The organism is Facklamia sp. P13064, from assembly GCF_050409425.1.
GTDB lineage: Bacteria > Bacillota > Bacilli > Lactobacillales > Aerococcaceae > Facklamia.
On sequence record NZ_JBNUPM010000012.1, the window covers coordinates 18092 to 42251 of the forward strand.

20 protein-coding genes are annotated in these 24160 nt (G+C 36.3%); 3 read left to right on the plus strand and 17 right to left on the minus strand.

The genetic code is table 11. The annotated features are described in order from the left end of the window. Positions 1 to 53: 53 nt before the first annotated feature. Positions 54 to 2024 carry an ABC-F family ATP-binding cassette domain-containing protein gene (locus ACQV2S_RS06215; protein ID WP_428874002.1) on the plus strand — a complete coding sequence of 657 codons (1971 nt, stop codon included), beginning with the start codon at positions 54 to 56 and terminating at the stop codon, positions 2022 to 2024. A 40-nt stretch (positions 2025 to 2064) separates the two neighbouring features. Here ACQV2S_RS06215 and tsaD read toward each other — a convergent pair whose 3' ends face one another. The 6 genes from tsaD to lepB all read right to left on the minus strand — a co-directional run bounded on the left by tsaD (position 2065) and on the right by lepB (position 7272). Then, on the minus strand, positions 2065 to 3087 hold the full coding sequence (tsaD, locus tag ACQV2S_RS06220) for a tRNA (adenosine(37)-N6)-threonylcarbamoyltransferase complex transferase subunit TsaD (RefSeq protein ID WP_428874001.1): 1023 nt from the start codon (positions 3085 to 3087) through the stop codon (positions 2065 to 2067). Positions 3088 to 3099: 12 nt separating this feature from the next. Further along, positions 3100 to 3543 carry a ribosomal protein S18-alanine N-acetyltransferase gene (gene rimI, locus ACQV2S_RS06225; protein WP_428873999.1) on the minus strand — a complete coding sequence of 148 codons (444 nt, stop codon included), beginning with the start codon at positions 3541 to 3543 and terminating at the stop codon, positions 3100 to 3102. A gap of 12 nt (positions 3544 to 3555) precedes the next feature. After that, complete coding sequence (locus ACQV2S_RS06230; RefSeq protein ID WP_428885216.1) at positions 3556 to 4140, minus strand: GNAT family N-acetyltransferase; 585 nt, start codon at positions 4138 to 4140, stop codon at positions 3556 to 3558. After that, positions 4124 to 4900 (minus strand): tRNA (adenosine(37)-N6)-threonylcarbamoyltransferase complex dimerization subunit type 1 TsaB, encoded by a 777-nt coding sequence (tsaB, locus tag ACQV2S_RS06235; RefSeq protein ID WP_428873997.1) that lies wholly within the window; start codon positions 4898 to 4900, stop codon positions 4124 to 4126. The genes ACQV2S_RS06230 and tsaB overlap by 17 nt, the downstream gene beginning before the upstream one ends. 31 nt (positions 4901 to 4931) lie before the next feature. After that, positions 4932 to 6389, minus strand: coding sequence for a proline--tRNA ligase (proS, locus tag ACQV2S_RS06240; protein ID WP_428873996.1), 1458 nt, complete (start codon positions 6387 to 6389; stop codon positions 4932 to 4934). Between the two features lie 265 nt (positions 6390 to 6654). Then, complete coding sequence (gene lepB / locus ACQV2S_RS06245) at positions 6655 to 7272, minus strand: signal peptidase I (protein WP_428875128.1); 618 nt, start codon at positions 7270 to 7272, stop codon at positions 6655 to 6657. 211 nt (positions 7273 to 7483) lie between these two features. Between lepB and ACQV2S_RS06250 the strand changes: the two genes are divergently transcribed. After that, complete coding sequence (locus tag ACQV2S_RS06250) at positions 7484 to 8239, plus strand: class A sortase (protein ID WP_428873994.1); 756 nt, start codon at positions 7484 to 7486, stop codon at positions 8237 to 8239. A gap of 54 nt (positions 8240 to 8293) precedes the next feature. Here the strand turns inward: ACQV2S_RS06250 and ACQV2S_RS06255 are convergent, their stop codons facing one another. The 3 genes from ACQV2S_RS06255 to ACQV2S_RS06265 form a co-directional block, all read right to left on the minus strand. Next, positions 8294 to 8776, minus strand: coding sequence for an LURP-one-related/scramblase family protein (locus ACQV2S_RS06255; RefSeq protein ID WP_428873993.1), 483 nt, complete (start codon positions 8774 to 8776; stop codon positions 8294 to 8296). Between the two features lie 124 nt (positions 8777 to 8900). Next, a complete protein-coding gene (gene phoU, locus ACQV2S_RS06260; protein ID WP_428873991.1) occupies positions 8901 to 9557 on the minus strand; it encodes a phosphate signaling complex protein PhoU in 657 nt (218 codons plus the stop codon). A 136-nt stretch (positions 9558 to 9693) separates the two neighbouring features. Then, positions 9694 to 10902, minus strand: a complete 1209-nt coding sequence (locus ACQV2S_RS06265; protein WP_428882429.1) for a LysM peptidoglycan-binding domain-containing protein — start codon at positions 10900 to 10902, stop codon at positions 9694 to 9696. 217 nt (positions 10903 to 11119) lie between these two features. Between ACQV2S_RS06265 and ACQV2S_RS06270 the strand changes: the two genes are divergently transcribed. Beyond that, positions 11120 to 13132, plus strand: a complete 2013-nt coding sequence (locus tag ACQV2S_RS06270) for an acyltransferase family protein (RefSeq protein ID WP_428873989.1) — start codon at positions 11120 to 11122, stop codon at positions 13130 to 13132. 46 nt (positions 13133 to 13178) lie between these two features. Here the strand turns inward: ACQV2S_RS06270 and rlmH are convergent, their stop codons facing one another. The 8 genes from rlmH to ACQV2S_RS06310 form a co-directional block, all read right to left on the minus strand. Next, positions 13179 to 13658, minus strand: a complete 480-nt coding sequence (rlmH, locus tag ACQV2S_RS06275) for a 23S rRNA (pseudouridine(1915)-N(3))-methyltransferase RlmH (RefSeq protein WP_428874024.1) — start codon at positions 13656 to 13658, stop codon at positions 13179 to 13181. Between the two features lie 103 nt (positions 13659 to 13761). After that, positions 13762 to 15054, minus strand: a complete 1293-nt coding sequence (locus ACQV2S_RS06280) for a S1C family serine protease (protein ID WP_428873988.1) — start codon at positions 15052 to 15054, stop codon at positions 13762 to 13764. Positions 15055 to 15169: 115 nt separating this feature from the next. Then, positions 15170 to 16060 (minus strand): MBL fold metallo-hydrolase, encoded by an 891-nt coding sequence (locus ACQV2S_RS06285; RefSeq protein ID WP_428873987.1) that lies wholly within the window; start codon positions 16058 to 16060, stop codon positions 15170 to 15172. Between the two features lie 34 nt (positions 16061 to 16094). Continuing rightward, positions 16095 to 18014, minus strand: a complete 1920-nt coding sequence (locus ACQV2S_RS06290) for a DUF2207 family protein (protein ID WP_428885218.1) — start codon at positions 18012 to 18014, stop codon at positions 16095 to 16097. A 19-nt stretch (positions 18015 to 18033) separates the two neighbouring features. Beyond that, the gene (locus ACQV2S_RS06295; RefSeq protein WP_428885220.1) at positions 18034 to 19830 is read right to left on the minus strand and encodes a DUF2207 family protein; all 1797 of its coding nucleotides are present in this window, start codon (positions 19828 to 19830) and stop codon (positions 18034 to 18036) included. Between the two features lie 131 nt (positions 19831 to 19961). Continuing rightward, a complete protein-coding gene (yycI, locus tag ACQV2S_RS06300; protein WP_428873984.1) occupies positions 19962 to 20849 on the minus strand; it encodes a two-component system regulatory protein YycI in 888 nt (295 codons plus the stop codon). A gap of 26 nt (positions 20850 to 20875) precedes the next feature. Then, positions 20876 to 22300, minus strand: a complete 1425-nt coding sequence (locus ACQV2S_RS06305; protein WP_428885222.1) for a two-component system activity regulator YycH — start codon at positions 22298 to 22300, stop codon at positions 20876 to 20878. Next, positions 22300 to 24150 carry an ATP-binding protein gene (locus tag ACQV2S_RS06310; RefSeq protein ID WP_428873981.1) on the minus strand — a complete coding sequence of 617 codons (1851 nt, stop codon included), beginning with the start codon at positions 24148 to 24150 and terminating at the stop codon, positions 22300 to 22302. The genes ACQV2S_RS06305 and ACQV2S_RS06310 overlap by 1 nt, the downstream gene beginning before the upstream one ends. Positions 24151 to 24160 lie beyond the last annotated feature (10 nt).

Sequence of the window (24160 nt, forward strand, 5' to 3'; positions counted from 1 at the left end):
AGAGTTTAATAAGCGTGCTATAATGGGAGAGATTGAACAAAGGGGGATGGCCCGTGATTTTACTACAAGCAAACAATATCAGTCGTCGTTTTGCCGATGTGACTTTATACGAAGACGTTAACTTTTCGATTCAAGAACGTGACCGAATTGCATTGGTCGGACGTAATGGAACGGGTAAGTCAACTCTAATTAAACAAATCATTGGTGATGAACCCATCAATGATGGTCAATTTAGTCGTGCTAAAAAGCTAAACATCGGTTACTTAGAACAACATATAGCAGTAGATTCTCTTTTAACTGTTTGGGATGAAATGCTGTCTCTTTTTTCTAAAAAATTAGTTATGAGAGACCAAGCCCAAGAAATTGCTGACAAACTAGCGAATCTAGCTGATCAAGGTGATACTCAATCTATTTTATATCAAGAGACCTTGGCCCAATATGATCAAATTCAAATGGAATTACAAGCAAAAAATGTCTATCAAATCGAATCTACTATTCGAACTGTTCTTCATGGGTTTGGTTTTTATCCGGAGGATTATGATCAACCTATTCAAAGTCTATCTGGAGGCCAAAAGACTCGTATCGCCTTAGCCAGACTCTTATTACAAGACTATGACTTATTAATTCTGGATGAGCCTACCAACCATTTAGACATGCAGACTTTAAGCTGGTTAGAAAAGTTTTTAACCACCTATCAAGGCGCACTTTTAATCGTTTCTCACGATCGCTATTTTTTAGATAAAGTCGCAACTCAAATCTATGAAATTCGCGACCACCATCTACATCATTATCAAGGTAATTATTCTTTTTATGTCCAAGAAAAAGCAGCTCGCATGGAACACGCTCAAAAACAATATCTCAAACAGCAAGCTGAGATTAATCGTTTAGAAGAATTTGTCCAAAAAAACATTGCCCGTGCTTCCACTACTAAAAGAGCCCAAAGCCGACGCAAACAGTTAGAAAAGATGGACCGCATTGAAGCACCTAAACAAGATGCTAAGGCTCCTCGTATTCAATTTTCAATTGCCAAAGAATCGGGTGAAAAAGTTATTCAGGCAGAAAATTTGAGTATTGGTTATTCTCCTACAGATGTTCTTTGTCAAAACATCAACCTTGACCTGACCAAGCAAAATGCTATCGCTATTGTTGGTCCTAATGGAATTGGGAAAACAACTCTTCTAAAAACTCTTTTAGGCTATCTTCCAGTTATCGATGGTACAATTAAGAAGGGAACCAATGTCCAAATTGGCTACTACGACCAAAACGTCAACCATCTGTCTGGCGACGTTACCGTACTCGAGACCCTTTGGCGTGCTCATGATACAACAGATGAGTGGAAAATCCGTTCCATTTTAGGCTCTTTTCTTTTTAGTGGAGAAACGGTGGAAAAGAAAGTCAGTCTGCTCAGTGGTGGTGAAAAAGCTCGTTTAGCCTTAGCTCTTTTAGCGGCTGATCACGATAATACCCTATTGTTGGATGAGCCAACCAACCACTTAGATATTGATTCGAAAGAAGTCTTAGAAGAAGCACTCATTAACTTTAACGGAACGCTGCTATTTGTTTCTCATGATCGTTACTTTATTAATCGGATTGCTACTCATGTTTTAGAAATAGCTGCTGACAAGAGCCAGCTTTATCTTGGCGATTATGATTACTATTTAGCTAAAAAAGAAGAATTTGAAGCCTTTGAAGCAGCTGAGGAAAATAAGAATGGGCAAAAAGAAGAACTTATCTCTGCTGGTCAGCTGTCTTATGAAGAAAATAAAAAAATAAAAAGTGAACTAAGAAGACTACAGAAATTAGCAGACGAAGCTTGGACTGATAACGAAGCTCTTGAAGAAATGATCGAAAAAGATAAAGAAATGATGCTCGAAGCAGCAAATGCTAACGATCATCAAGCATTAATTGCTATTGATCAGAAAATAAAAGAAAAGCAAGAAACTAGTAATCAGTTAGTTACACAATGGGAAGAATACAGTCTGGCTATTGAAGACTATCTTGAAAAATACCCCGATTTAAAATAAATTTAAAAACACACACTGAAAATTTCAGTGTGTGTGTTCTTTATAGAGTCATACCTGGTCTGGCATTGGCTGCTAAATCCGTATATTCTTCCTTTAATAACTTTGGATAGGCAGCTGCTCCAATCATGGCTGCATTATCTCCGCATAATGCTAAAGGTGGAATTAAAAGTTCTACATTAGGGTAGTGAGCTTCAAACAGGCTTTGTATGCTTGCTCTCAATTCACTATTGGCGGCTACTCCGCCGGCTAAAACAAATTGCTTAATCTCTGGACGATTTTCCAAAGCCTTGCTAACTTTTCCCGTTAAAACATCCACACAGGCACGTTGAAAACTCGCTGCTAAATCAACTGGCTGGATGCTTTCTCCTCTTTGGTTAGCGTTGTGAACCAGGTTCATCACCGCACTCTTCATACCTGAAAATGAAAAATCTAAGTTATTCTCATTTAACATGGCACGAGGGATTGAATAAATTTCTGGGTTTCCTTCTTTAGCCATTTGATCAAGATACTTACCTGCTGGATAAGGTAAGTCTAGCAAGCGGCCTACCTTATCATAAGCCTCTCCTACCGCATCATCTTGCGTTTCACCAATGACTTGATAATTATTCGCCGACTTCATAACCACCAACTCAGTATGTCCACCACTGACAATTAAAGCCATTAATGGAAACTCTAAGTTTTTAATAAAGCGGCTGGCATAAATATGTCCAGCTAAATGGTTGACAGCAATTAAAGGCTTTTTATATAAATAGGACAATGTCTTAGCTGCAGTAACTCCAATTAATAGAGGGCCAACTAGCCCAGGACCTTGGGTCACTGCGATCGCATCTACCTGATCAATCGATTCTAGTTGGGCTTCTTCTAATGCTAACTTCAAAACTTGACTGATTTGTTCGACATGGTGACGACTAGCTACCTCAGGGACAACACCGCCAAATCGCATATGACTCTTTACCTGGGAGGCAACAATATTCGCTTTAATATGACAGCCATTTTCTATCAAGGCTACACTCGTCTCATCACAAGACGATTCAATGGCTAATATTAAATTTTCTTCTTGCATTGGCTATTCCTCCTACTCAAATGTTAACTGCATAACCCAGCCATCTTCAACCGGATCATGATAATAGTTAGGCCGTTCATCAATTATCTTAAATCCCACTGCTTGATATACGGCAATAGCCACCTGATTACTGACTCGAACTTCCAAGTTAACTTTTTCTACTTTATTTTCTTGAAATTGATCTAGAAGAGCTCTTAAAAAAGCTTTTCCCCTCCCTTTGCCTCTGTATAGAGGACCAACCCAAAAATAATGTATGCTTGCTTCTTCAAAAAGGACTTGTCCGCCACAACAAGCCACTAACTCTTGGGCGTCGGTCCAAATCCATAATCTAGCATAAGGACTCTGCCATTCTTGAATGGTGGCATCCGCTGACCAATTAAAACTTTGAGCAATGGCTAAGATTTGCTGAAGTAAAGCAGGTTCTTTATCTGCTTTTGCGATTTCTTTAAGCATCATTTCTTTATCTCCTTACAAATGACAGCGGAGAAAGAGAGCCGTTTCGCCATTATCTTCATAGTAGAAAGGGTTTTTGTTCTCAAGGACAAAGCCTTGTTGATAATAGATTTTTTGGGCATGCGTATTGCTTTCTCTTACTTCTAAAGTTACCGACTTTCTATCCAATTCACGACTGATTTGAAGCCAAATCTTTAATAAATAAGAACCCAAACCGTGTGATTGCCACTCAGGATCAATGACTAATTGGCTAATATGGGTATTATTAATTAAACACCTACCCGTAATCATTCCAATAATTTTTGACTTATCAGTTGCTAAGTCTTTTGCTTCAATAACTAAGTATAAAATCTGTGGATTTTTATGCCAATCCCTTTCAAAATCAGATAAATCCCAAGCAATATAACCTGCGTAACCTTTTTGCTCTAACTGCACTAAAGCTTGTAAGTCAGTCTTTTTGGCTAATCTTACTCTGCATTGGATGTTTTTTTGTTTTTTTTGCCTTATTAGCGCTAAAGAATCAATATAAGGGCTAATTTGAGTCATTGCTTTATGTCTTACTTTAGTTTTCTCTTTAAAAGGATTAAATACTCGTTTCATTAGTTTGCTCAACATAACTTTCATTCTTTTCTTGGATTTGATTAGTTTGTTTGGCTGCCCATTCTTGTTCTGCTAAAGTCAAATGTGCATAGAAAGGCTCAAAAATATCTACATCTTCAACATGCTTTCGTTCAATGTAAGGCACTTTACCAACCTTTGGCCAAGCATATTGACCTGTTACAAATCGATGCTGAATACTTTGCTGAGAAAGGCTTTCTTTAACAAAGTTAGTAAGATTATTTTCATGGGCACTCAGGAATATTAACTGCTTAAGGTCTGTCTCGTTAAATTGTGGCAAGAGTTTCTCTTGAATCCAATCTTGCCAGTCAACATGATCATCTTTAATTTTATTTTTCAATAAACCATCTTGCCAGTGATAGGCCGCTGTGTAGGCTGTCCCTCTTCGCGCATCCATAATAGGAATAATCCAAGTTTTCCCACCATCATCGGCCACTTGACCTGCCATAATCGCTAGACTGGAAAAACTCTCTAAATGACTTTTTTTGGTGGAAGTCCAAACCTTCGCCATTGTTGCTCCAATCCTCAAGCCTGTATATGAACCAGGACCTCTCCCTAACCAAATTTGGTCAATGGTTTCCCTCTCCCACTTAACAGCAAGTAATAGCTGTTCCACCAAGGGTAGAAGGAAGGCCCCGTGTTGCTTGGAGACATTCGAATTGACTTCGATGATCAATTGATCCTCTTCAAAAAGAGCTAGAGATAAAACATCGGATGAGGTATCTAATGCTAAACTTCTCATCATGGTCTCCTTTCAACCTATTGGTTATTTTTTAATACGCTCTTGCAATCCAAACTGTTTCTTTAGCTGGCTTCCCAGATACAAGGCATTTATCTTTCTTAACCAGAGCATTTTCACCTGCAAAATAATTTTCAAATGGTAAATTACGTGTTGTAAAGCCTGTTAATTCCTTAATCTTAGCTTCTGATTCCTCACTACCATCCCAGCCAACTAATACCCAACCTGGGGTTTCATTGGCTGCCTTTTTATTTTCAATATGGTCAATCAATTCATCTAGAGTATCAATATGAGTATACATATTGGCCTGATTGCGTTGGCGAGCTTTTTCTAAAAGACGATTTTGCATTAAGGCTAAAGCTTGATGAACTTGTTCAGCCAAGCCATCCATTGTGATGGCATTTTTTTCATCTTCATCTCTGGCTTTCATAATCACTTGATTATTTTCAATGTCTCTTGGACCCACTTCTATACGAATAGCCGCTCCACGCAACTCCCACTCATTAAACTTATAACCTGCTGAGTTATCTGAATCATCAATATAAGTTCTAACACCTGCTGCTTTTAATTGAGCGTCTAAGTCTTTTACTTTTTCAAGCACTTGGTCTAATTTTTTCTTAGGTCCAACGGGAATGAAAACAACCTGCTGAGGAGCTATGGCTGGTGGTAGAACCAATCCTTGATCATCTGAATGGGTCATAATCATTGAACCGATTAAGCGGGTCGAAACACCCCAAGAAGTGGTATGGGCATAAACGTGCTCATTATCTTTATTTAAATAACGAATATTAAAAGCTTCTGCAAATTTAGTTCCCATATAATGAGAAGTTCCTGCTTGCACAGCTTTACCATCTTGCATCATGGCTTCAACTGAAAATGTTTGCACCGCTCCGGCAAAGCGCTCCGAAGGAGTCTTCTCACCTTTGAAGACCGGTACTGCTAATAATTCTTCTAATAATTCAGCATAGATTTCTAGCATACGCATGGTTCTATGACGAGCATCTTCCTCATCAGCATGAGCAGTATGTCCTTCCTGCCATAAAAACTCAGAAGTTCTTAAAAAAGGCAAAGTGCGTTTTTCCCAACGGAAAACATTGGCCCACTGATTAATTTCATAAGGTAAATCACGGTAGGAATTAATCCAATTAGAAAACGCATCGCCTATCATGGTTTCTGAAGTCGGTCTTAAGGCCAATCTTTCTTCCAAAACTTCACCAGCTGCTTCAGTTACCCATGGCAGTTCTGGACTAAATCCTTCAATATGATCTTTTTCACGAGTAAAGAAAGACTCAGGAATAAGCATTGGGAAGTAGGCATTGCGAATACCTTCTTCTTTTAAACGCTTATTAAAATATTCTTGAATATGTTCCCAGATTTCATAACCATTTGGTTTAAAGATTATACAGCCTCTGACTGGTGAATAATCCATTAAATCTGCTTGTTGAATTGTTTGTAAATACCATTTCGAAAAATCTTCTTTACGAGTAACCATTATTTTCCTCCTATAAATAAAAAATAACTGCCTTCATCCTATCAAGGACGAAGCACAGTCAGTCTCCGCGGTACCACCTTATTTGCATCTTAAAAATGCCCACTCAAGGCGATAAAGGAGCCACCTGATTTCAATAAGATAGTAGGTTCATTTGCTGAGTGGGGAGACACTTCCATCCTCTGCCTCTTGCTGGGGACCATCTACAAATTACTAGTCTATTTTCACTTCTTATTATAAAGAATCAAGGAATAAAAACAAGCCTAAGTTATTCTAAAACAATAGCATCACCTTGAGAATTGAGATCGTAATCAGGCAATTTACCAAAATTCTTTAGTGGCCAATAAATAAAAGTAGCTTTACCAATTACCGAATCAGAGTCTATCAAGCCAAAAGTTCGTCCATCAACAGAATTTTGCCGATTATCCCCCATTACAAAAAACTTGCCTTCAGGAACTACATCTTCACCTGTATATTTATACATTTCAAAATCTTCGGTAAAGTTTCCACCACCATTCGCTTGATACTCTTGCGCCTTTTCATCTAAGTAAAACTCATCCACCCTCTGTCCATTAATTATCAGCTGATCATCTTGATAAGCAATTTTATCGCCAGGAACTCCAATCACACGCTTCACATAAAGCTTGGGTTCTTTACCGGGTAGTGGATTAGGTTGAGGGAAAATCACAACATCAAAACGCTCGATATCTGATAGTTTCCACATCCAAACCTTTTCGCCATCTTCCAAAGTATGTTCCATTGAGGAACCATCTACCGAAAAGGGTTGTGCAACATAATGATAAAAGGTAAATAATACAGCTAACCAAATAGCCATATACATTAACCAAGAAAAAATCTCTTTAAAAAATCGTTTTGTCTTCTCCATAAGTCACCTCTAAACTTTCTGTTTCTTATTTTATAACTTTTCCACCAAAAATGCATCTTGTATTGGTATTCTTGTAAAAAAATATGCTATTATGATTTTAATTCGAAAATTATGAATTAAGTGTGTTATTTGAGCTGTTTTATTTTATTTGACATTCAAAAATGTTAAAATAAGTTTAATTACTTTGTTGATAGTATTGGAGGAATAAATAATGAATCGTAAACCTAACCCTGGCCCTTCGCGTAGCCGGATGCACCAAAAAAGAAAACGTCGTTTTTCTTTTTCAACTCTTATCGGTGTTCTATTAATTATTGTGGCACTAGGGCTTTTATTAGTGAACCCCTTAAAGAACTACCTCATTCAAAATAAAACCAATGATATTCAAATTTCTAATATGACTCGTGATCAAATTCTAGCTAACCAACAAAAAGATGTCACTTTTGACTTCGAGGATATTCAACAAGTAGATCCTTTTACCGTTATTTCTAGTAGTGTGAATCCTAAGGACCTACCCGTTATTGGCGGAATTTCAATCCCTGAATTAAAGATTAACTTACCAATTAATAAAGGAACATCTAATGAAGGCATGTTCTTCGGAGCAGGAACGCTCTCGGCTGATCAAAAAATGGGTGAATCCAATTATGCCCTAGCTAGCCATCACATGTATGATCAATCTTTACTTTTTTCTCCACTTAAAGACGCAAAAAAAGGACAGAAAATTTATATGACTGATTTAGATAATATCTATGTTTATGAAATTTCTTCCATTTTAGTAGTAGACCCTTCAGCCGTTGAAGTGCTAAACCCTTCATCTGAACCAATTGTTACCTTGGTTACTTGTACTCAGGATTTTGTTAACCGAATCATCGTGCAAGGAAAACTAAAGGAAAAAGTTCCAATTGACGATGCAAGTAATGAAATGATGAACGCTTTTAAAATTGAAAGAAAAATAGCTAACAATACTTAAGCAATAATTAAACTGCCTATTCACTTTATAAATGGAGTGAGCAGGCAGTTTTTATTAATTAGAATCTAAGTCCATTGCTAAATCGATGGCTAAAATAGTTGCTAAAACCAAAACTGTATCTACACTTTCAGCTAGGATGTCCATTTCAAAGGTATCTGACCAAGAAAGAAACTTTTTCTTTATACGAGCTATTGGCTGTCTTTTAGAGTCTTTAATCATGTAATCATGTTGAAAAATACTGCCATCAACTACCCAATCTACCCCTTTTACCACATACTGAGGCTTAAAGAAGGTAAATTTTTTATGAATTCTACAAAAGAATTTACCCTCTTGGATGACATCGACTGTCGGTAAAAGTGATAAAACTTTTTGATTAACTTCACATAAAACTTTTCCTGATTGAACATCAAGAATTTTTGTTTTTCGACCGATTGAAATTAATTTACTATCTACTCGATATATTGGGCTTTTATTTTGATCATAAATATCAAAATCTTGTTTAAATGACCACATTTTTTGTTTCATATAGAGCTTCATAAAATCCCTCCTCCTATTCTTATTTTATCACACGGACCTAGTTCTGCTCACCTAATTAGACATAATCAAAAAAACAGTAGGTCTTTTAAGACCTACTGAATCTTTCTGCTCTAAGTAAAAATAATTAATTTAAGTATACAGTTGAACCGGTTTCTAAATATAAAACATGTTCACAGATATTGGTAATATAATCACCTATACGTTCTAAACTAGATACTAAATCAATCGTAAAGATTCCTGCTGGAATACAATCTTCGTTGGTAGCCATTCTTAAAGTAACTTCTTCAAAAACAAGATCATACTGTTTGTCAATTTGGCTATCCATAAGGGCAATCTGACTAGCCTCTTGAATATCACCATTTTCGATGATACCTGCTAATGGTTCAAACATTAACTGTAAACGTTCTACCATTTGATTCACAATAATCATCACGTCTTGATAATTTGAAAAATCAGGCTTATTTCGCTTGATACGTTTAGCAATTGTAGTAGTATGTTCTGCAATACGCTTCAGTTCAACACTAGTATTTAGCAATGCAAATATGTAACGAAGATCTGCTGCAACGGGTTGCTGTAAAGCGACTATAAGATAGGCATCTTTTTCTAATTCAACAGATAATTCATTAATTTTCTCATTCATTTCAAGCGTTGAAACTGCAAGCTCATTATCTGAGGCAATAACTGCTTGATGGGTGTTATCAAAAATACTTTGCGTTAAATCAAACATTTGGTTAATTTTTTTAAACAAACCTTGTAATTCTTGTATATAAATTTTCCGCATATTTTGTCCTCCCTTCTAGAATTTATTTTATCATCTACTTATTATAACAACATTGTAAGCGCTTGTCAAACTGCCTAAATTGTTTTTAAAATAAAAAGTTCTCACCATTAATTATAGCGAGAACTTTAATTATCAATTAGTTATTAAATGAGACATGTACGTGGTCATAATGGTTTTGTGTCACACTACCACGATCTTCCATTTGTTGCCATTGGCCGCCTGTCCAATGGCCATAGATTTGTTGTTTCCAGATAACATAAGCGATATTACTATTACCCATATTAGCTACTGCATCTGCAGCGATTTGGTCGCCTAAAGCTGAACCTACGGGCACCATAAAGTCAACAGCTAATCCTTTACCATGGTCTCCGCTATCTCCAGGTCTTAGCCCGTATGCAGCAACTCCATATTGATTAGCAATTCGACTACCATAATTAGCCGCTGATTGTGATACACCAGCTAAGGTCGATGGTGTCGTATAATCATTACTTACTTCTTCAATGACTTCCTCTACAACTTTCTCAGTAACAGGCACTTCTTCTACTATTACTACTTCTTCAGTGACCTCTTGAATAGCTGTTGTTGTTTTTGTCAACTCTTCTGACGCTAGTGGTTGTTCAACTTCCTCAATAACACTTTCTATTTCAACAGCACTAGATTGTGTTGTCTCAACTTCAAGCTCTTCAGCTTCAATAACTTCCTCTTCACTTACAGGGTTTACTGTAATTTCTCCAGTAGTTGAAACTTCCTCAATAGTCCTGTCCACGACTTCGTCAGTTAAGACTTCTTCTACTAGAGGGAGCTCGTTTAATAACTCTTCAGATGATTCAGCAACTTCTTCTAATTGGACTGTTTCTTCAGCTATTGCTAACTCTTCTTCCACTTCAAAATCATCTGCTTCATTGACATTTAAAATGATCTCTTCAACTACAACTTCTTCTTCAAGAACAACTGCTTGATCTTCAGTTTCAACTTCTGGAGTTAGACTGACTGGAATGTCCATTTCAAATGTTTCCCCAGCGGATGTTTCAACGTTTAACTTTTCAGCTTTATGATTAATATCATATTGAGCGACTAGTTTTGTTTCTGGGTAAATAAGGTTAACATTTTCAATTTGGTTAGCTTCAGCAAGAAAAGCTAAATCAATATCCATCGCTTCAGCAATTGCTCCAAGGGTGTCTCCATATTTAACAATGTAAGTCATTTGATTATCTTCATCTACCATTAGTTCAGCACTTATTTCTTCAACCGTGCGCGCATTCCAATTCTGAGCAGATGTAATCGCCACAGGCGTAAGCATCAGCATTAGAGAAGCACCTAAACTCACTTTCTTATTAAATTTCATTTATATACACCTCAATAGTTTATTTTCTTAAGTAATTGTAGTTTAAATCAACTACTTTTCTTAAACAAGCTTTGAACAATCAAATCAAAGAATTGATTTGGATCTGTAACCTCTCAAACATATTAGGCCGTTTTATGTAATCTGTTTGTAAAATTTCACCTTTCTTTCAAATTTTTATGCTAGAATTATTTCAACAAATCAATAAAGGAGGGTTATTATGGCTAGAATTAAATCGTTTGATGGTATTAAAGGAATTGCAATTCTTTTTATTATTCTCTATCATTTATGGCCAACTATTTTCCCCGGTGGATTTTTGGCAGTCAATCTTTTTCTCGTTTTAGGAGGTTATTTTTTAACTATAAAACTTTACCAAGATAAAAGGGTAGAGTCTTGGCAATCATTATTCTTTCTTTTCAAAAAAACAGTCCAACGCTTGTTCTTTCCGATGATGTGGTTAATTATATTAATTTTATTTTTCCTTCAAATTTTTAACCCTCTCATACTTAAGTCTATGCGCAACGAACTGTTTGCTAGTCTCCTTTTTGCCAATAATTACTTTCAAATTCTAAACGGTCGCTCTTACTTTACGGATATGGCTGTAACTTCTTATTTAACACACTTATGGTATGTAGCCGTTTATCTCCAATCCTTTTTAATAACTGGACTCTTAGTCTTCTTAAGCAAAAAAATAAAAGTACCTGCTATCTATTTAGGCCTATTTTGGCTCTTTATCTTTAGTCTATGTACTTTCTTAACTGCAAATGGTTATTCCTATCAAAAGGATCCCTCAAACATTTATTATAGTTTTCAAACGCGGTATGCTTCTTTTGCGATAGGGATAGCGACTTATTACCTTATTCTAGTAATCCAAGAAACAGTTGAAGAACTTCAAAGACGACAATTAAGGATCCATTACTTCTTTATCGTGATAATAGCTCTAATTCTATTGCTTATTCAGTTTCTTTCTCAATCCGATCAAGAAGCAGCAGGCTATTTATTAGGACTTCCTTATTCTAATTTATTTACTGCCCTATTTATTTTAGGTGCTGGGCAGAAATTCATCGTTTTTGAAAAGTTATTAGGTAACAAAATTTTCACTTGGTTAGGTAGAAGATCTTATAGTATATATCTTTGCTATTATCCTTTATTAGTTGTCACTTTTAGTTTTCAACGTTTATTTGCTAATCACATGAATATTTTAAAATTAATCGGCCTATGCTCAATTATCCTTTTTTCTTCTATTTTTTATTATATTTTTGAGTCTAATCGTTTCCATATACTCTTCTCAAACAAAATCAGCCTAAGAAGGAAGCTCTACTGGGTTAAAAGATATTTACATTTCCCAAATAGCAACAAAAAAGATTTTGCCTTTGCAACAAGCTATCTTTTTTTAATAATTTCTAGTTTGATTGGCCTGCTTCGAAGTGATAATCATATACCACTAGCTTTATTTGATCTCCAATATGGAATCTACGCTACCAATCCCAATCCATTTAGTCCTTATTATAAAGTGGATCAGTCATTTAAAAAATCTCAAAAACGTTTAAATGATTTTGATCAACTAGCAGCTAGTAATTTTTCATATTCCATCAACCAAACAACACTAGCGGATAAAGTCATACAATCTATCCAAAAAGACTCTATCTTAAATCAGATTGCCAGTCTTTCTCAAGAAAAAAGACAAAGATTCGAAGAAATTCAACAGCAATTTCCTAAGCTGGCAACTATCCTCAGCCCGCAAGAAATACTCTATGCTAATGACCTTCCAGTCACATTATTCGGTGATTCAGTGGCTCAATTTATTGGAGCTAATATTAACACATTTTTTGATCAGGCTAATGCATTTGGTTATGTTAGTTTAAACATTTGGACATCTTACGATAAATTCCAAGCGCTTATAGACCAGGGTTTAGTGAAGGAAAACTTAGTCGTTAACTTAGGAACTAACGGGGGGTTGGATGTTCCGGCCGTTGAAAAATTGATAAAGATGGCTGGTGAGCGAGAAATATACTTAGTTAACTCAAACTCTGACATCGAATTTTTAGATCAAATTGATCAAGTGATTCAAACACTTACTCAAAAATACTCTAATGTTCATTTAGTTGATTGGCGAGCTATCTCAACAGGTCATCCGGAATATTTTCGAGAAGACGCTATTCACCCAAGTGTGGAAGGTGCGGAGTTTTATCTTTTAGAATTGGCTAAAACAGTCTATCAAAATCGTCTTTAATACATTCAACCTCAGATGGAAACTAGCCATCTGAGGTTTTTTGTACTTATTTATGATAGGCATGATTGTTTAAAATGCGGAAAGCTCGATAGATTTGTTCAATTAAAACTAGTCGTATCAACTGATGAGGAAGCGTTATTCTACCAAATGAGATAGCTTTATCACTTGTTTTTTTTAATCGTTCAGCCAATCCTAAAGACCCGCCAATAATAAAACTAATGTGCGAGTGTCCATAAGTAGCAAATTGATTGATTGATTCAGCTAAATCCTCTGATGATATTAAGTCTCCCTCAATAGCTAAAACAAAAACTTTACTTTGTTTATTTAATTTCTTCTCTATGCGCTCAGCCTCTTGTTCTAAAAGCTGTTCAACCTCCGTGTCAGTCATTTGCTCTTTAGTTGATTCATCGGCTACTTCATGAATTGAAACCTTTGCATAAGCTGACAATCTTTTGAGATATTCAGACATTCCTGCTTTAATGTATTTTTCTTTGACTTTGCCCACACAGATTATATCAACACGTATCATTCCTTACTCCTTTCATTAGGTGGATAACTGTTAATAAAACAAAGACTTATCCACAGTTTATTTTAAATGCTGTGGATAAGCCTGTATGTTTGTGGATAAACTAGTAAGGAACTGCACTATTCGATTCTTCAGACTCTTCTTCGGATGGGAAAGGCTGAATTTCTGTCGGGTTTTCAACCGCTGCTTCTAAAGTGATTTCTATCTCCATGTCTTCTTTAGCACGGCGGATAGATAATTTCACTTTATCGCCAACTTTATATTCATAAAGGAATTTTTTCAAGTCATTAATCGTCTCTATTTCCTTGCCATCAATAGCACGTATCAAGTCGTACTCTTTAAGACCAGCTTTAGCAGCAGACCCTTCAGGTTCTACTTCACGGATAAAGGCCCCCTTTACATCTTCATCATTCAAGCCCATTACTTGGGTGCGATAATCTGGATGGACTAATCTCAAGCTAGTATAACGGATGCCCAATACAGGTCTAACGACTTCGCCGTTTTTCTCAAGTTGGCCAATAATATCCACTACATCTGAAGATGGAATGGCAAAGCCCATTCCTTCGACATCGGTCGCTGATAGTTTGCTTGAATTAATTCCAATTAATTGGCCGGCAGAATTTAAAAGGGCTCCTCCTGAATTACCAGGGTTGATGGCCGCATCCGTTTGCAGTAAACTCATATCCCAGTCTGGTACACCATCGCCATTTAAATCCACTGGCACAGATCGATCTAAACCAGAAACAATCCCTTTAGTTACTGATGTTGCAAACTCACTACCTAAGGGTGAACCAATTGCAATAGCGACTTGTCCAACTTGAACATTATCAGAATCAGCAAATTCTAAGGATTTACTTGCTGCAGAAGCATCAATTGTTATTACAGCTAAATCACTTAAGGCATCACTTCCAATAATTTCTGCTTTGACAGTTTCACCATTTTTTAAACGAACTTCTAAAGCATCTGCTCCTTCAATTACATGATGATTGGTAACAATGTATGCTTTATCGCCATCTATGCGATAGACAACTCCTGACCCTTCTCCAATCACTTGCAAATCTTGATCTTCTTCATCTGGTATGAAGTATTGGTTATATTGATATTCCCAAAAAGGATCTAATCCTTGATAACTTTTTTGCATGTTTGCAATGGACACCACTGCCTCACTTGCCTGATCCACTGTGTCTACCATATTCTGTTCATTTTCTGGTAGTTGAACAGAGTCGGCAGTTTTAATGGTGCTTTCCACCTGAGAGGGTTCTTGTGAAAAGGCCGAAAAATCATTATTAAAACTCAAACTACCTGCCAATAATAATGATAGAGTCATGCCTGAAAGACCCACAAATATTTTACGCCAACGTTTTGTGCCATCATTTTGATTATATTCTTCTCTCATTTTACTATACGTCCTTTCTATTATACTTACAGAATGAACTATAACACTGTTTTTTTAAGAAAGTATGAATTATCATCGTTAATTTTAAAGTGAATTGTAGAAATTTGAGATCTGTTTATATTTTTTTAATAGGTGTGGCCTTAATTGGATCTGTCATATGAAGTTTTAAATCCCTTACAGTATCCACATCATAAGCTTGTAAAGTGTCTTCCATCGTTAACATGGCTAATTCTTTGGTATTATTATCCTGACTTAAATGTCCGAGGTAGATATCTTTGGTTTTGGATCCCATTAAGTCTCGGATAGCTAGTGCTCCATCTTGATTAGATAAATGACCTTTATCACTAAGAATACGTTGTTTTACAGACCAAGGATAAGGACCATATCTCAAAAGTTCAATTTCATGATTAGCCTCTATTAAATAGGCATCCGCATTCCTAAGTTGACTGCGCAATCGATCGGAAACATAACCTGTATCCGTCAACATTACAAATTGTTTATTGCCTTTTTGAAAGGCATAAAACTGTGGTTGGGCTGCATCGTGACTCACATTATAACTCACAATATCAATATCACCCAATTGTAACATGGTCTCCGGTTCAATATACTGTTTGTTTTCTGGAGCAATCTCACCAATCATTCGATCCATGGCCTTCCAAGTTTCTCTATTAGCATATATAGGAAGATTGTACCGTCGAGAAAGAACTCCCACCCCATGAATATGATCTTTGTGCTCATGAGTGACGAAGATAGCATCGATTAGATTAATGTCTCGATCGATTTGTTTAAATAAAGCCTCAATTTTTTTCCCACTTAAGCCTGCATCAACTAGAAATCTTTTTTGGCCCGATTCAATATAAGTGCAATTGCCAGTTGAGCCACTTGCTAAAATTGAGAAGCTTAAATCAGTCCGTTGAGCTGAAATATCTTCTATCTTTTCTTTAGCCGTTTGACTTTGATAGTTGGTATATAATTGTTGCTCAAATTTTAACTTTGCTTCTTTCATTTGCGTTCACTCCTGTTCCGTTCTACACACTTACCTAAAATCCTCCAGAGAAAGTTCCACCGCCGGAGCCACCCATCGATCCACCAGAGAAACCACCTCCGAATCCACCCTTATTATTCCCTGCAAAACCACCTTGAGCTGTTGTTTGAGGGGAAACAGAATGAATAGTTTGAGTCACTTGATTGCGGAATAAAGACCCATAGAGGTATGGGTGCGCCAATGTATAGGGCCTGTGCTCTTGGGCATGAATTTCACTCGGCTTAAACTCCATTTCAATCGCTTTAACAACCCTGTCCGCTACTCCTAAACTAGTTGCAAAGACCAAATATTCTTCCCAAAGAGGTAAAGAGGCAATTTCTCTAACATTAAAACGCCCAATATCTTTTAACATCTTGCTGAAAGCACGCCATTTATCCCTCATTTCTTGTTGTTCGGTGGTCATAAGTGGTCGTTTTTTCATGATTATTCGCATATAGATGTATAGTCCAACTGATAAGACTGTTCCAATTCCGATAATCACCCCGATAAGTTTCATTGGTAATAACCGAGCGATATCCAAACTATATAGAAAGAGTAAATTAATAATAATTCCACCAATTATTAAAATAAGAGCTGTATTATTGGCCATTTCAATCTTTCGTGTTTCAGCTAAGGCTTGGCCTAAAAATTGTTCACCTTCTACTGCTAATTTATTTTTAAATCGTAACCAATAACGATATTGTTTCTTACGAAATGAAGGATTATCTTCAGCTAACTGGTCTAATTGTGCTAAAGTAACACCCGCTCCTTCATTTGCTTGAGTAAAGTAATCCCAAACAAATTTCTCATGCTCTAATATACCCTCAGGATAATCCGGACCCCAGTAAAGAGGAATAATCTTTACAGTCTCAGCAGACTGTTTCTTACCTGGTAGGGCCTCTATTTTCAACCAACCTTTTTGAACTAAGTGTAAAAGGGTCGCAACAAAGTCATCTTCATTTGGCCATTCACGAAGATATTTAGTTGCCATCTGACCAGGTGTGGTAGCTTCAGGTAGATCATAAAAATAATCTGGTACATAAACGGGGTGAGGATTTAACTGCTTCGATTGATGACGATATTTCATTAAACTAATTAAAAGCAATAAAGGCGGTCCGACTGACCCAAGTATAGCCATTATATAGGCAATCATTTTCATTTGATTTACATTTTGAGCATCTTTTTCGACTTGAGCTTGGGCAGCTGCTAAGAGTTGGTCTAATCGCTTTTCATCGATCTTATTCGAGTTAAGGGAGGTCCACTCCTTAGGAAACACAATCTGTCCTTCAACAAACTGACTGGCAGTGCGCTGAGGAACGTCTAGATAGACAACTGTTTTTTGGTCTTCTTCAACAATTTTCACTTCCCCTTGAGGAGCCCCATAACCCCATGCACGAACCTCTTCTTTAGTTTCAGCTTTTTGTGGCAGTTCAATGCGAATTTGAACATCTGTTGTAAAATCTGAGCGCCCAAATTTTCTAAGGAACTCTGCAGTGTCCTGATAATTGGTGACTAATTGTTCGAGGGTATATTGAAAAACAAAATACCTGCCTTCTTTTTCTAAGGGATAAAAGATCTTACTTGTAAGTCTACCGTTTTCTTCATGCATTTGATAGGTCCCTTTATTTTCATTGTCTGCTATGTCTAAAATCTCAATAGAGCTTTCTCTATCCTCACTAACGCCAACCGAAAAGTTTGAAAGTTGATAGCCCTCATGATCTAAATCAAATAAGACACCGTTCATAAAATTTGCATCATAATATTGATAATCTGTAAATTCAACGCTTCCATCTTCCATTACCTTGGCATTAATGAATTGCTCAGTAATTGAAAAATCAACTTCTTGTGCACTTATTATTGGGTTTAATGGACAAGCGAAAATACAAAGCGGTGTGACTACAAAAACCAAGATTTTTTGAAGGAAATGCTTAAACATTAAAATACCTCCCCTTTTACTAGTCACCTTCTGAAAAGCGACGTAACCAGTTGCCTTTAGGATCAATTAATTCAATCCATTCTTTAATAGCTGGTTGTAATATATTCGCAACGGACCCTCGGACACGATAAAAATCAGCATTTTGACTTCTACTAACTTTCTCTAAGTCTGCCATATCAAAGTGATGGGTAAAGGCTTGTTGAATGGTTGTTGTTTCATCTAAACAGACAGCATAGATCACTATTTTCTCCCACTGATCAATAGTTGAAAATCGCCTTAAATCAATTTGATTGATGTTACGTAAGTCTTGCTTAAATAAATTCCAAACGAGTCTTTGTTGATTATTTGATTTTTGATGTTTTTTTTGCTTGCTTAATAAGAAAAGAAAGACCAATTGAATAATGAGCATACTTGCAAGCGCTAATAAAATCCAAACTAACCATTGACTTCTTTGCTGATTAAACATGTCGTAAGAAATTCCTATAGCAAAGAGGACTGTCAAAACATTACTGGCAATTGCTAAAAGAGGTGAAAAATTTTTGTGTTTATTTTTTAAATGATCCGCTGAAACACTTTTCACTTCAATGGCATCAGTATATTTTTTCCACAAATCTTGATATTTCTTCTTTATTTGTTTTTGTTGGCGAATTTTTACAATAATTTCTTCTAAAGTTATGACTGCTCCTTCCTTCATACTTAAGCTAATTAACTCTAATGCATAGCGTTCATGGCTCGGAAGGTGGGTGTATCTTGATCGGTCTTCTAACAATTGAAAAGCCAGAGTGTAACCGCTTCTTATTCGACTGTGACTCCTATTTTTCATTCTAACCGGAAGAATCTTCAAATACCCTTTTCTTCCTAATTCTAACAGACTAGCCGCTAACTCATTAGACCCAGGGGCTTGATCATAAACAACCGCATTAATCAAACAAACATCCATCGGTTCAGGTATCATTCCTAATCTAGTCTTCTCAACCATGGGAATTGTGTCGTTCTTTTTATTTAATTGGTAGCTACGATAAAGAAAGAGGGTCGCAATAAGAGGAATAAGAATGGCTAAGAAGGTTCTTAATAATAATTGATACTCCTTTTGTTTAACTTGATCAGCGATATCTTTTTGAATTTGAGCTTCTCTAATTTCAATCGATTGTTTCCCTTTAATATCGATTATATTGGTATTATTAGGAGTAACCGATTTAGGGAAAAACATATGAAGAGAAAGAAGGTCATTATTCTCTGTCGGGTGATTGATGAAAAGATTCAAAGTAAAAGTGGTTTGACCTTCTTGATTAAGCATTTCGCTGTTTTCTACTTTTCCTCCTTGTAACCAATAAGAAAGTGCTTCCTCCTCAATCAAGCCAGCAAAAGACATCATCAACTTCAGTTGGCTTTTTCTTTCTTTGGCTGTATCGACTAAAGGAATCCAGCTTCCTTCAAAATAAGCACCATCTTGGTAGTTAGTCACTGATTGCTCCAAATCATATTCAATAATATACTCCACTGTATCATTGACAACCGGATAGCTTATAATCAGCCTTGCTTCTTGTGGGGTTTGAGTCATTTGATAGCTTCCTGCTACTCCACTAGAAGTTTCAGCAAGATAATTAATGGATTGATCTTTTTCGATCATTCCCATTCGATAAGACGATAAATTCTGATTTTCAGTAGGAATACTTAATTCTAATTGATTCAGATACTCAGCCTGGATTTGATAATATAGACGTACTTGGATCCTACCTTTAGCATCTATTGTCGCTTCAATGCTTTGTTCTTTGACTTCATAGGCATTTTCTTGAGCAATTACTGTTTGATGCAAAGCTCCTCCAATTAGAAAAACAGAAAGAATGATGCTATAAATTATGTGTTTTTGTAATGTCTGCAAACAAAAATAAGTCTTCATATCTCACACCTTTACTCTTTCACTACTAATTTTTAAAAAGTTATCTTTTAATTTTTGGGTTTTTTGTTAACAACATTACCCTTAATAGCATCCACTAATACTGAGATCGTCTGACCACTCTCTTTACGATAGTAGATTAATTCCCAAGCGGGTAAATATAAATTAAATTGCTTGGTTTCAACTGAACGAAAATAGCCTAAAGTCATTGAAACTATTTCAGCATCGTTGGGCAAGGTGGTATCAATTCGGTTTTCTACAACAGCAATTACCTCATTGGTTGAGATTAATTGTCTTTGATCTTCTAAACGTACAAAAGGCTCTTGATAGGTCTGCATATAAGAAATCATGTCATAATTTTCATCTAATAAAATACGAATCTCTGCTGTTCCATCAGAAATTGGTACTGCCGATTTCATGGAAGAATCTTCTAAACTTCCCCCTTTTTTAGTCACCATCCGAATGATAATCATTCGCTCTTGCGGAGAATACCAATGATTTAAATAAAATTCTCCATTAATAAAGTAAGTAGGGTCTTTTAAAATATTTTCATGAATCCATGCAAAATCTTCATTAGTTAAACTGTATGTTTCCTCTCCAAGAGAAATGTCTAATTCGACCGGACTTGAGAATTCACTAACCAAGACGCCATCTGGATCAAGTGAAACAATTTGATTTTGTAATTGTTGTCTTTTACTCCACAATTCATTGTTAGGGGTGTTTTTTAACACTGCCAATTCAGGAGCATTATCGTTCAATTCAACAGCATCCTTGAATTTAATTCCCCGATCTTTCATTTCCTGAACGGGATTAATTTGAGCTGTCGGGTCTTGAAAGTTGAGGCCAAATGCTCCGCGCTCTACTAGGAGATAGGCTAAAAACATATCAAAAATTACAAAGAAAACAAGCAATATAATTTGTATCCTTTTGAAATCCATTTTTTCTCCCTTCTATCCTCAGTCAGCTAAGCATTGGTCCTGGCGTCTCTTTGCTGCAGCATAATGCGTAGACTGCCATCTTTTAATTGATCAATCGAATAGACTTGAGTCCCTACTACAAAAAACCACTTTGGTACCAAATTCACTTTCTTGAAGTTTTCCATATCTTTTTGCCATTCGAAGCCTAAAATAATTTGATTAAATTTCGAGAATTTGAGATTCTGTTCTTCTAAAAGCTCAGCAATTTCTGCTCCTGATTCAACAAGCTGAGGTGAAGATAAATCTGAAATGTTTACACCTAAAATCACTAAAGACATTTGTAACTTTTCTAATTTTAATTGACTGCGTTGCGAAGTGAATCTCAATTTGCTTGCTCCATAATCCGGTAAAGTAGGATCTGAAAAGATAGGCATCCCTGCTAAAAAGCGACGCAAAACCAACTGGTTATTTTGCTCAGAAAAGACTCTTACATCTTCCCCCCAATAATTAAACCGCTCAGCTAATTCTAAGCTTTTTTGCAATAAATCCTTTTGCGTTACTAAATCCTTTTGCGTTACTAAATCCTCTTCACTCCTTAAAAGACCGTTAATTTGATTATTATGATGGTTTACAGTCATAATATTGGTGTCATCATCAATCATCAAACTACTATTATAAGTATGATAAGAACGCACATTATTTAAGTCGGGTTGAGTAATATCAAAGTTAGCTCCTTCAAATACTGGATCAATAAAATTATTTTCAGGTACTTTTTCAAGAGAATACACTTGACTTGGAGAAGCTAAGGATTCTTTAGGCAGATACACTGTGTCTCGATTAATCTCATATTCAGCCATTTCAATTCGATCAGCAGATCCTGTAGCAATAGCGGCAAACAATTGCTCAATATCTATCGATCGTCTAATTCTCCCTTCCAAGAAGGATTTATTGACAGAATCTACAAAATAAACTTTTCCTGGCTTTTCAACGGGAAGGATGACACGGTTGACCTTGAATTGAGTAGATGCACCCTCTGGTATTTCGACCATATCTTCTAATAAAAGTAGCGAAATTTTTGTCAAATAGATAAATTGGATATGATCTTCGCCCATGATCTCATCCAATTGAATCGGATCAATTTGTGGTTGATTATCCACTAGCACAGTGATGGGCTCATCAGTTAATTTATGAACTTCTTGAAGAACTTGAGATTGATAAGCATGATAGTACTTACCTTCATTTTTAATAATAAGTTGGTAAGGGGCGACCAAGTCGGTAAGTTCTAACTGATGCGTTTGAAAATAGGGTTGATCAATCGTTACCTCACCTATCTGCATATCTGACTTAGGTAAATCAGCATATTTTTGATAAAGCATTTTAAAAGCTTGATTATTAATTAGAAAATAAGAAAAAACAATATTAATGAGAATAGCCACTATTAAAGAAACTGAAATCCAAATTCGTTTATTCATTAGGCATCCTCCCAATCATCTTCGAACTCAAGCTCAGTATATGGAAGAGAGAAAAGGAATATTGAACCTTTATTCTCTTCACTTTTAACCCAAATTTTACCGCCATGAAGTTCAATTACTTCTTTAGAAATGGCTAACCCCAATCCAGTACCTCCCTGTTGGCGCGAACGTGCTTTGTCTACTCGGTAAAAACGATCAAACAGATAGGGAAGATCTTTTTGCGGAATTCCTAGGCCTGAGTCTTTCACACTAAATACAACATGGTCACGATAATCCGCCAAGGTTACAATTATCTTACTACCATCAGGGGAGTATTTCATCGCATTATTCATTAAGTTATCAATCACTTGAGTAATACGGTCTTGATCTATTTCTACATAAATTTCTTTTGAGGTTAAATGACGAACAATTTGGTACTTAGGTTTATCTTCACTTTCTAAGGTAAACTCTGCCCGGTCTAGGATATAGTTAACTAAACGCTTAAAATCAATATATTCAAAGTTTGGCTTCACTTGACCGCCATCTAGCTTAGACAAATCTAGCAAATTACCAATCATCCGAATCATGCGATTAGATTCTGATTGTATAACCTCAAGAAACTCCGGAGCAAGCATTTCATCTTTCCAAGCTCCATCCACTAGGGCTTCCGAATAAGACTTGATACTTGTCAGCGGGGTCCTTAATTCATGAGAAACATTGGAAACAAAGTCACGACGTTCTTGTTCATTTTTCTCTTGTTCAGTAACGTCTTGAATCACACAAACTAGGCCCGTTACAAAGCCTGTTTCTCGCCTGATCACTGAAAACTCACATTTTAAAACCGTCTTCATCCCATCGACGAAGCGATTAACCAAAACCTCATGATCCCCTTTTAAAAACTTAGCTAAGGTATAATTTTCATTAATGCCTAGAGTTTCTAAAATCGGCTGACCTACAGCTTCGTTTTGATACATGTCTAATAAGAGTAAGGCTCGATCATTTACTAAGAGAATATTTCCTCGACGATCGGTACCAATTACGCCATCAGTCATATGTCTTAAAACACCATCTAAGCGTTGCTTTTCCGATTCAGTCGATTCTTGCGCATCTCTAACTTTTACAGCTAGGTCATTAATGGTTACAGCAAGGTCTCCTATTTCATCATGTCCAAAGACTTCAGCCGGAAAATCATATATTCCTTCCGAAATGCGTAAAGCTTGTTGCCGCATATTTTCAATCGGGGTAGTAATCCCTTGCGAAAGCACAAAGGCTAAAATAAAACCAGCTAAAATGGCAATTAAAATGGCTCTTAAAAAGAGATCTGTTACCTTCTCTCTTTGTTCATTTATCCGGTCCATTTCTGTTTGCACAGCAATAGCCCCTAGCATGACGGTTCGATCTCCCTTGTTCGAAAGAATCGGCTTCACCACATGATAAGGTTGTTGAAAACGAATGAAATAATCATCCTCTAAGGGACGTTGGTTAATTAAAACATTACGGACTAATTCATCATTCGTGCGAGTTCCAATCGAAGAACGCTCAGCCAAGTCATTAGTAGCTAATAGATAGTCTTGTGAATTAACAATTTGAATTTTAGTGGAATAGGTTGAACTGAAAGAATCCAGCGCCTGTTCTAGGCGCTGGTTACGGTCTTCAGTCGTCAATTGTTGATCTTCTAAAATGGGGACAACATTATTGGTAAGAAAATCGATTTGCGTATTTATCTGTTCCTTCATTGCAGTAACGGTCTGTGTTTCCAACTGATCAATAAAATAGATACTGACAAACTGAAAAACGATTACTAAAATCACTACAAATAGCAAGGGAATTTTCACATAAATCGATTGTATCCATAAAAACGAACGATTCATTAAACTGCTC

What these genes read in the sequence shown, in the direction of transcription:
- tsaB (WP_428873997.1), bottom strand. Translation starts at nt 4,900, where the DNA reads ATGAGAAGTTTAGCATTAGATACCTCATCCGATGTTTTATCTCTAGCT.
- ACQV2S_RS06230 (WP_428885216.1), bottom strand. Translation starts at nt 4,140, where the DNA reads ATGAAACGAGTATTTAATCCTTTTAAAGAGAAAACTAAAGTAAGACAT.
- ACQV2S_RS06290 (WP_428885218.1), bottom strand. Translation starts at nt 18,014, where the DNA reads ATGTTTAAGCATTTCCTTCAAAAAATCTTGGTTTTTGTAGTCACACCG.
- ACQV2S_RS06255 (WP_428873993.1), bottom strand. Translation starts at nt 8,776, where the DNA reads ATGAAGCTCTATATGAAACAAAAAATGTGGTCATTTAAACAAGATTTT.
- ACQV2S_RS06265 (WP_428882429.1), bottom strand. Translation starts at nt 10,902, where the DNA reads ATGAAATTTAATAAGAAAGTGAGTTTAGGTGCTTCTCTAATGCTGATG.
- ACQV2S_RS06250 (WP_428873994.1), top strand. Translation starts at nt 7,484, where the DNA reads ATGAATCGTAAACCTAACCCTGGCCCTTCGCGTAGCCGGATGCACCAA.
- ACQV2S_RS06285 (WP_428873987.1), bottom strand. Translation starts at nt 16,060, where the DNA reads ATGAAAGAAGCAAAGTTAAAATTTGAGCAACAATTATATACCAACTAT.
- proS (WP_428873996.1), bottom strand. Translation starts at nt 6,389, where the DNA reads ATGGTTACTCGTAAAGAAGATTTTTCGAAATGGTATTTACAAACAATT.
- tsaD (WP_428874001.1), bottom strand. Translation starts at nt 3,087, where the DNA reads ATGCAAGAAGAAAATTTAATATTAGCCATTGAATCGTCTTGTGATGAG.
- ACQV2S_RS06270 (WP_428873989.1), top strand. Translation starts at nt 11,120, where the DNA reads ATGGCTAGAATTAAATCGTTTGATGGTATTAAAGGAATTGCAATTCTT.
- yycI (WP_428873984.1), bottom strand. Translation starts at nt 20,849, where the DNA reads ATGGATTTCAAAAGGATACAAATTATATTGCTTGTTTTCTTTGTAATT.
- ACQV2S_RS06305 (WP_428885222.1), bottom strand. Translation starts at nt 22,300, where the DNA reads ATGAATAAACGAATTTGGATTTCAGTTTCTTTAATAGTGGCTATTCTC.
- ACQV2S_RS06280 (WP_428873988.1), bottom strand. Translation starts at nt 15,054, where the DNA reads ATGAGAGAAGAATATAATCAAAATGATGGCACAAAACGTTGGCGTAAA.
- ACQV2S_RS06310 (WP_428873981.1), bottom strand. Translation starts at nt 24,150, where the DNA reads ATGAATCGTTCGTTTTTATGGATACAATCGATTTATGTGAAAATTCCC.
- phoU (WP_428873991.1), bottom strand. Translation starts at nt 9,557, where the DNA reads ATGCGGAAAATTTATATACAAGAATTACAAGGTTTGTTTAAAAAAATT.
- lepB (WP_428875128.1), bottom strand. Translation starts at nt 7,272, where the DNA reads ATGGAGAAGACAAAACGATTTTTTAAAGAGATTTTTTCTTGGTTAATG.
- rimI (WP_428873999.1), bottom strand. Translation starts at nt 3,543, where the DNA reads ATGATGCTTAAAGAAATCGCAAAAGCAGATAAAGAACCTGCTTTACTT.